General features: G+C 71.0%; 8 protein-coding genes. 5 read left to right on the top strand and 3 right to left on the bottom strand.

Features of this window, described 5'->3' with window-relative positions:
• Nucleotides 1-447 precede the first annotated feature (447 nt).
• A complete protein-coding gene (locus ABZ354_RS12540; protein WP_358655808.1) occupies nt 448-654 on the bottom strand; it encodes a hypothetical protein in 207 nt (68 codons plus the stop codon).
• 296 nt (nt 655-950) lie between these two features.
• On the opposite strand from ABZ354_RS12540, the gene ABZ354_RS12535 reads away from it, so the two are divergent.
• The gene (locus ABZ354_RS12535; protein ID WP_358655806.1) at nt 951-1187 is read left to right on the top strand and encodes a chaplin; all 237 of its coding nucleotides are present in this window, start codon (nt 951-953) and stop codon (nt 1185-1187) included.
• Between the two features lie 123 nt (nt 1188-1310).
• Here the strand turns inward: ABZ354_RS12535 and ABZ354_RS12530 are convergent, their stop codons facing one another.
• Nucleotides 1311-2507 carry a beta-1,3-glucanase family protein gene (locus tag ABZ354_RS12530; protein ID WP_358655804.1) on the bottom strand — a complete coding sequence of 399 codons (1197 nt, stop codon included), beginning with the start codon at nt 2505-2507 and terminating at the stop codon, nt 1311-1313.
• Nucleotides 2508-2986: 479 nt separating this feature from the next.
• Between ABZ354_RS12530 and ABZ354_RS12525 the strand changes: the two genes are divergently transcribed.
• From ABZ354_RS12525 to ABZ354_RS12510, 4 genes are all read left to right on the top strand, one after another.
• On the top strand, nt 2987-3985 hold the full coding sequence (locus tag ABZ354_RS12525) for a GNAT family N-acetyltransferase (protein WP_358655802.1): 999 nt from the start codon (nt 2987-2989) through the stop codon (nt 3983-3985).
• Between the two features lie 362 nt (nt 3986-4347).
• On the top strand, nt 4348-5838 hold the full coding sequence (locus tag ABZ354_RS12520) for a tyrosinase family protein (RefSeq protein ID WP_358655800.1): 1491 nt from the start codon (nt 4348-4350) through the stop codon (nt 5836-5838).
• Nucleotides 5839-6251: 413 nt separating this feature from the next.
• Nucleotides 6252-6494, top strand: a complete 243-nt coding sequence (locus tag ABZ354_RS12515) for a hypothetical protein (protein ID WP_358655799.1) — start codon at nt 6252-6254, stop codon at nt 6492-6494.
• Nucleotides 6487-7581, top strand: a complete 1095-nt coding sequence (locus tag ABZ354_RS12510) for a response regulator (protein WP_358655797.1) — start codon at nt 6487-6489, stop codon at nt 7579-7581. Before ABZ354_RS12515 ends, ABZ354_RS12510 begins: the two co-directional genes overlap by 8 nt.
• Before the next feature lie 93 nt (nt 7582-7674).
• On the opposite strand, the gene ABZ354_RS12505 is transcribed toward ABZ354_RS12510, so the two are convergent.
• On the bottom strand, nt 7675-8577 hold the full coding sequence (locus ABZ354_RS12505) for a Gfo/Idh/MocA family oxidoreductase (RefSeq protein WP_358655795.1): 903 nt from the start codon (nt 8575-8577) through the stop codon (nt 7675-7677).
• Between the last annotated feature and the right edge of the window lie 6 nt (nt 8578-8583).

Below are 8583 nucleotides of genomic sequence, written 5' to 3'. Positions count from 1 at the left end.
CCCCGCCCGTCAACACCCGGCAGCAGCGGTGCTATCCGCTCCCACGCCACATCCGTCAGCTCACCACGACCCACCACAAGATCAATTATCAGACACGGCCTAGGGCCGCGTCGGCGCAGCCCGGCGTCGGGGGCGGCACGCTCCTAACCCCGCCGGGGACGGCCGGGACGTACCGTGCCGCACGGCCGGTCTGATGCGGACGACACCCCCGGGCCGCCGCTTCCGCTCGTCTTCGGCCCCACTCTGTCCCCGGCCGGTACAGGGCGGCCGGGGACAGGGCGGGGACAGGGCGGCCGGCCCGGTCTGCCGGGATCACCACGGGAGCCCGCCGGGTCACTGCTCGGCGGGCTCTCCGTACGTCAGGTCACCGCGGCCGGACCGGTCCCTGCGCCGGGCTCGGACCGGGGATGCGGACCGGGCTGCGGACCCAAGGATGCGGACCGGGGTTCAGGGCAGCAGCTTGTCGAGGGCCGCCGGGCCCTCCGCCGCCAGCTTGCGCCTGGCCCATTCCAGGTTGCCGGGGGTGAGGTCCCGGCCCGCGGCCAGCACCAGGTCCTCCGGTGACACATCGGTGCCGGTGCGGGCGTGGAGCAGGCCGTCCGGGGTGGTGCGGTCCTCGGGCGGCCGGGACGCGTCGGGCTGTGACGTCGGCATGATCTCTGCTCCTCGGGTCCGGATCGCTGGTGCGGCCCCGGTGCGCTCATCGGGTCCGGTGTTCCGGTATCACCATTCAACGCCGGAGCGTGGCGTGCATCCGGAGGGGCGGACCGGAGCCGACCGCTCCCTGTCCGTGCCGGGGTACCTTCCCGGGCCGCCCGGAAACCTCGCCGGCAGGGCCGGTGGTCCCCCGTCCGGACGCTCACCGATGTCGCACCGGCGGGAGCCGGGCTTATGTGGAGTCACGTGTTCCAGCGAGTGGCACGTGTCCCAGCGAGTGACAGGAGTTCTCCATGCGTAACCGTGTGATGGCCGCAGTCGGTCTGGCCAGCGCCGCGCTGCTGGCGTGCGCCGGTACGGCGAGTGCCGACGACGGCCCGGTCGTGGGCATCGCCACGCACAGCCCCGGCGTGCTCTCCGGCAACGTGATCCAGATCCCCATTGAGGTACAGGCCAACGTCTGCGGCAACACGATCAACGTGATCGGGCTGCTCAACCCGGCGTTCGGCAACATCTGTGTGAACCGCTGACGTTCCCAGGACGGGCCAGGGCCCGGACCCACGACCGGGCCCTGGCCATGCGCGGACGGCGGCGCCCCGCGGACACCCCGCGGGGCGCCGCCCTCGCGACACCCGGTGGGCCCGGAAAGCGGTCTAGAAGGGCGTGACCGTCAGCTTGACGCCGGTGGGCGCGTTGTCCTGGATGTACGACGCGAAGTCGGCCACGTCGTCGAAGGCGAAGCCGTACGCCCTGCCGTCCTCCGTGGCCGCGTGGACCGCCTTGGAGTAGTGGTTGGTGAGGCCGGTGGCGTAGAACGTCGCCGGGTCGGTCGTGGGCTGGTCCGGATGGCTGACCAGGGTGGTGCGGTTGAATCCGGCGCCGAGTACGGCGGCCACCGGGCCGGTGGTGCCGTCGTTGGGCGCGGCGAGCTTGCCGTCGCAGAACAGCACGTCACGCGTGGACGGCTTGTCGAAGCCGACCTGGGCGGGGCCGTCGAAGGTGAACCTGTCCGCCCGCACCCGCCCGGTGAACTTCCCGGCGTTGGTGGTGACGGTGAGGTCCTTGCCGGTGTACGTGCTCCACACCTCGTCGATGTACGGCGCGAAGTAGTCCTTCGGGAAGATCCCCGCGTCCAGTCCGTGGCCGGGCGCGATGATGCGGGTGTCGTCCACGACCAGCTTCGAGAAGTCGGCGTTCCCCCTGACCGCGGCGAACGCGGCGTCCCGTCCGCCCTCCCGGAGCGTGCCCGTGGTCTGGTTCTTGGCGCCGGTGAGCTGGATGGCCAGCGGCACGCTGAACATGTCGACCATGGTCGTGTTGCAGTACATGCCCGTCGCGTTGTACGTGAACTCGGCGCAGTCGTGCAGCACGGCGTAGTTCGGGTCCGAGCCGACCCAGCCCGCCGGGTACTGCAGCGCGGCGTTGCCGCTGCCGTCCGCGACGGCCTTGAACTTGAGCTTCTCGCCGAGCGAGACGTAGATACGGCCCGACATGTACGGCAGGTTCAGCCGGGTCTCGCTGCCGGACAGGCTGATCGCGTAGTCGGTGTATCCGTCGGCGCCGTTGTCGGCCAGGGCGACGGGCGCGAGAGTGCCCTCGGGAGTGACCCGCACCTGCTGTCCGTCCTGGTTGCCCACGATGTAGACGTGAACGTTCGCGTTGTCGAAGGCACCACTGTTGTTCACGATCGTCAGGGGCAGGCCGGCGGCGGCCCCCGTGCCGGACCTCTGGGCCGGGTCCGCGAAGGCGTGGGGGGCGATCGCGGCGAGGACGGGGGCGGCGACCGCCGCGCCGCCAAGGGCGTAGAGGACTGTGCGACGGCCGGGAGTGCGCTGGTGACGGGGTGTCATGTGGGGAACTCCTGTGGGGGGATGGTGGTGCTCTCGAGCTGTTCCCGAGGCGGCGCCACGCGCACAAGAGAGCGCTCTCAAAGCGGGCGGGACGCCGACGCGGACCCCCGATGCTACGTGCGCACCCCGCCTCGGCCAACAGCCCGGATCCATCCAATTCTTCTTCGCGAGCGGGAACTTGGGTCATACAAGGCAAACCGCGACCCGCTTGACCGACCGTCGAGGTTCCTTCAAAGGAGGGCCGTGAGGTACTGAGAGCGCTCACAGGGGTGCGGGCATCCCTCATCACCGCCCGGAGCCGGAAATTCGGTGGACCGCCGGCCCGGGGCGCCGTAGCGTGTGCCGGGCCACGCCCCGAGAACGACGGAAGGAGGAAGCCGTGCAGTGCACCGACCACCCGCGCTCCCTCCCCGCCGACCCGGCGTGCCACGTCTGAACCGTCCGGGAGCGCTCCACGCAGCAGCAACCCGGAGGAATCCATGACCGGCACGGTCATCCGCGCGCTCGACGCGAGCGACGCACACCTCTTCGACGCCATGCCCGACCCGCTGGGCGCCGCCGAGGGACACCGGCTCACCCGCCACCGCCCCGACTGGAAGCGCGTCGCCCTGCGCGACGGCGCGGTCGTCGCCCGGGGCGCCTGGTGGGGCGGCCCCGACGACACCCAACCGATCGTCCTCAACTGGTTCGACGTCGCCGAGGGCGAGGAGGAAGCAGGGGCCGAACTCCTGCGAACCGCTCCCTGGCAGGCCGAGCTCGAACTCGACCTGCCCGAGGGCTGGCGCACCGACCCCGCGCTGCGCGCCGCCGCCGGGGCCCGCGTCACCGCGGCCCACGCGGCCGGCTACGAACTCCTCGTCGAGCGCCACTTGTACCGCTGGACACCCGAGTGCGGACTGCCCGAGCGGCCCGGCCGCCTGCTGTACGGTCCGGAACCGGACGACGCGGTGTTCTTCGACGCGCTGCGCCGCATCCACTCGGTCACCCTGGACGCGCACGCCCGCCGGGCCGTCGAAGAGGGCGGTCTCGACCAGGCGGCCCAGGAGGAACTCGACTTCTTCCACTGGTGCCCGTCCCCGCGCGAGTGGTGGCAGACCGCCCGCACACCGGACGGCGAACTGGCCGGCGTCCACATCCCCGCGCACAACCCCTCCGGCCCCTGCGTCGGCTTCATCGGTGTCCTGCCCGAACACCGCGGGCACGGCTACGCCTACGACCTGCTCGCCGAGTGCACCCACGTCCTCGCGGAGCACGGCGCGGAATTCGTCGCCGCGGCCACGGACCGGGGCAACATCCCCATGGCCAAGGCCTTCGCCAGGGCCGGATACCCGGCGGTGCGGGAACGCCACAACTTCCATGTGAAGCACCGGAACAACTGGCCCGTCCCACCGGAACGGCGGCCCGGACCACGTCCGGGCCGCCCGCCAGTGCCCGGTGCGGTGCTCGCCGGAACAGGACGCCGACCCGGCGGGCGCTGACCCGACGGCGGTCTCCGGCGTCCTTTCCCGCCACGAGGCGAAAAGGGTGGGACATGAGGGGACGCGTCGAGCGCCGACAGCGCTTCCCGGTGAGGTCGACGGGAGCGCGGTAACGACGGCTCTCATCAATGGGCTCATCTGCCCGGACTCCTGATTCCGGGGCAGATGAGCCCATTGATGAGGGGATAGTGATTGCAGGTATGTCCCGCAGGAAATGGCCTGCCCTACATCCGGTCGGCGCATCTCCATGCAGGTGGTCGTGTCGATCGTTCGGGCACCTCTTCGAGTACCGCATACTCGGAACAGCGGTTGCGCATCACTCGGCCAACCGTAACGCCTCTTCGGAATCAGGCGGAGGAAGCATGAACAGCCCGAACGCTGATCAGGTCGTTGCGGCGCCGACCTATCTCGCAGACATCCGCTTCTTCTTCCGACCCGAAGACGTGGAACACATGGCCGCGAAGGGAATCGAGCTCGGCACCTACGACGGCGTGCGGAGTAACGCACTATCGATTCACGCGCAGACCGCGCCGCCAAACTCACAGATGCCCCCGGACGCGGAAGGGAAATGGAGTCCCGAACGCTCGCAGACGTTCCGGAACTGGATCATCAACGGATTCCCGCTCGGGACGGCGATGCCGGTCGAGCCACCGACTGAGGGGAAGCCCCCGACCCGGCTGCGCAAGGACGTCACGACGCTGAGCGCTGCCGAGTTCGACCTGCTCACGGCGGCGTTCACCGGCCTGATGGCCCGCGACCCCGAGGCTCCGGACAGCTACTTCGCCCTGGCCGGGCAGCACGGTCTCCCGAAGCGCTGGTGCCTGCACCACGAAGACCGCTACAACCCCTGGCACCGTCAGTACCTGCTCGTGTTCGAGGACGCGCTGCGCACCGTCCCCGGCTGCGAAGGCGTGACGCTTCCGTACTGGGACATCACGACCGAGCTGCCGGACCGGCTGCAGAACCCGCCGTTCGACCAGTACGTTCTGCCCGCCGATCCCGGCAGTGCCGCGACGCCGAACCCGGTGACCGGATTCTTCCCGTACACGACCCAGCGCTACTCGCCCGCCGACATCGCGCAGAATGTGACGGACTTCGGGGTCCTGGCCGACATCGCCACGTCGCTGAATCAGTCGCTGTGGGGCGCTTTCGATGTGAACGGTTACCAGGACTTCTCGATCCAGGCCCACGACGGTGGCCACGGCTCGATCGGGCGGACGATGGGCAACCAGAATGTCGCGGCCTTCGACCCGGTCTTCTGGTTCTTCCACTGCAATCTCGACCGCCTCTGGCTGAGCTGGCAGACACGCGTCGGCGCGACCACGCTGACCGGATTCCGCTCCACCCTAGGGCAGAACACCGACTGGCTCACGGCGCCTTTCAACGCGTTGCCACCTTTCAGCGCGACCGCCGACCAGACGATCGAAAGCGGCATCTCGTACGACCGACTGGAACTCGTCGGCGTCGCGGAGGGCGTGTTGGAGAATCTGTCCGGGAGCATCGACGCCGTGCGCTCCTTCTCGTTCCGGAGCGTCCACCCTGTCTCGGTGCGGGTGAAGGGGATCGACCGGCTGAGCATCCCGGGGTCGTTCGTCGTGAATCTGCTCGCCGACGGTGAACCGGTCGCGAAGCGCTACTTCTTCCAACCCGACGATCCGCGGAGCTGTGCGACGTGCACGCAGCACGGCGTCGTCAACATCGACTTCCGGCTGACACAGAAGGAGCTCTTCGACCGGACGCTTTCCGTCCGTATCGACGTGCCGGGGCAGTCCGAGGAGATCGGTACGTCCTTCCCGCTCGCGCGGGCGGGCAACCTCACCATCAACGCGCGGCTGCTGGTGCAGGACGCGTAGCGTCGGGCCACCCCTCCGGAGGGGAGCGACCACCACCGCTCACGACACGAACCGCCGCCGAGCACCAGGCGCGAACCTGTCCGCCGCGAACCGGATGGTGTCCCCCGCCATGGGGCCGTCGCCGTCCGGTCCTCGGCGCGGTGTCGCAGGGCGGGGTCCAGCGGCGCCAACACCCCACGGGGGACGACGTGGGTGTTGCCGCAACACTCACCACGGGACCGGTCCCGACCTGCGGGTCGGGAGTGTTGCGGAGTGGCCGAAGGGACCGACAACGGGCCTCCATCGTTGCCGATGTGCCGGTTGACCGGCGCAACGGATTCATCTGCCGTCATTGTGTGGTTCACCGCAAAAGCGGGCCCATGGGGGGCGCGCTGTTCCGCCGACGTCCGGCGGGGTGAGAAAGGGCAGATCCGATGGATCGATCGCTTGTGTCGGTGCGAGCGGCGCTGGTGCTGTTATTCGTGGGGCTGACCGGTGTGGGCGTCGGCCTGTTGTCGGTGCTGGCCGGGAGCGGGACAGCGGCCGGCGTGCTCGCCGGCCTCACCGTCGCGGGTGGAGCCGTGCCGGTGTTCAACCAGGTCATCGCCCCGGACACCACCCGCACCGGGCCGACCGTGCGCGGGGCGGGAACGAGGGGCGGGAACACCCGTGGGTGAGCTGCGGCCCCTCGCCCAGGACCTGACGCCGCCCTCGCGCGCGCTGGCCCTGGCGCTGCGGGAACTGTTCGAGTGCCTCGAAGTCTCGGTCCGCCGCTACGCGGCCCGTCGCATGCGTGACGCCGGCACCTTCTCCCGCTACCTCAGCGGCAGCCGGATCCCGCCGTGGGAAGTGGTGATGGACCTGTTCACCGACGCCGCCGAACACCGCGGCATGGCCGCCACCCCGGACGCCATCGAACTGGTGCGCCGCCTGCACCGGGCAGCCGTCGAAAGCAGCGCCTCGCCCCGCCACGCGATGGAGGTGCTGGAGCAGCAGCTTGCCGAGGCCGACCGGGTGTCCCGCCGCTCCACGGCCCGTGGCGACGCGCTGGGCGACGCGCTGCTGGACCGCAAACACCGCATCGCCGACCTGGAAGTGCGTCTGAACCAACTGGAGGCGGAATGGAGCGCGGAGCGTGAACGGGCCGAACGCCTGGCCGCCTCCCACCCCGACGTCACCGACCTGCTGCACGAACGCGACCGCCTGCAGGACGAGGTCACCCGCCTGTCGGCCCAGCTCAACGAAGCGGAACAGCAGCGCAACGACGCCGAACAGCGCTGCACGCTGCTGGAAAGGCAACTGGAAGCCGTGGAACGGGTGCGGAGCGTCGCCGCCGTGGCACCGGCGGTCCCGCAGGCCATGCCCAAGGTCCTCATCGTCGACGACCAGCCGGACAACCTGCTGGCCATGACCGCGGTCCTGTCCACCCTCGACCAGGAACTGGTCGCCGTCCCCTCCGGACGCGAAGCCCTCAAGGCACTGCTCGACCACGACGACTTCGCCGTGATCATCATGGACGTCCAGATGCCCGACATGGACGGCTACGAGACCGCCGCCCACATCAAACGCCGCCCTCGCACCAACGACGTCCCCATCATCTTCCTCACCGCGATGGGCACGGACCCCGAGCACTCCGCCCGCGGCTACGCCGCCGGTGCCGTGGACTACATCAGCAAACCCTTCGACCCCTGGGTCCTGCGCGCCAAGGTCGCGGTCTTCACCGGCATCTACCTCGAACAGCGGCGCCTGGCAGGCCGGCGGTGAGCACCGCGGGCCCACGGACGGGAGAGAAGCGTCGGGTGCTGCGGGCGGCAGCGCGGCACGGCGCCCACGCCGACGCGAGCAGGCCGCGCGCCCCTACGAACGGACGGCGGAGCGCTGGGTGGCCGTGCCCAGCAGCCCCGCCGCCTCCGTGAGCACCTCCGTCACCCGCAGCGCGAACGCCGCGTCGCACGGGTGCGGGCTGTCCGTCCGGGCCGCGGTGAGGAGGGCGTCCGCCGCTCGGACCAGTGCCGGCACCGGGCCCCGGGTGCTGTGCGGCATCAGCCGGACGCCGGACTCGCCGCGCAGTTCCACGGTCGCCCCCGCCGCGGCGGGAGGGGCCGTCAGGCTCAGCGTCACGGTGCTCGACGCGCCGCCGGCGTGCTCCAGCACGAGGTGCGCCGTGTCCCCTGGGCCGGGCGCGGCGGACGCCACACGGCGTACGTCGCCGAGCACCGGCAGCAGCACCGACAGGGCGTGCGGGCCGACGTCCCACAGCGCGCCCATCTCCCGCCGCCACGGCGTGGCGAACGGGCTGTCGCCGGTGAAGACCGCGCCCAGCCACTCCGCCCGCGCCGTGAACCAGCCCGCGCGCCCGGTCTGTTCCGCGATCCACGCCTCGGACTCCGGCTGGAAACGCGTCGTGAAGAAGACGACCGAGGCGACCCCCGCCTCGCGGACCGCGTCCACCACGGCCTGTCCACGCGGGACCGTCAGCGCGAGCGGCTTGTCGAGCAGGAGGTGGCACCCGGCCCGTGCCGCCCGCACCGCGAGGTCGGCCTGCACGTCCGGCGGCAGCGCCACGGCGACGGCGTCCACGTCGGTCAGCAGCGCGTCCACGTCCTCGTACGCGCGCGTGCCGTGCGCGTCGGCCACCTCCCTGGCCGCCGCCGGCCGGCGTCCCCACACGCCCGCGAAGTCCAGGCCTTCGTGCGCGCTCAGGGCGGGCGCGTGAGCGATCCGGGCCCAGGGCCCGGTACCGAGCAGTCCGATGCGCATGTCGTC

The sequence above is a fragment of the Streptomyces sp. NPDC005925 genome (assembly GCF_040638805.1).
Classification (GTDB): Bacteria; Actinomycetota; Actinomycetes; order Streptomycetales; family Streptomycetaceae; genus Streptomyces.
Note: the sequence above shows the minus strand (reverse complement) of the source record. Positions and strands in the feature narration are given on the sequence as shown.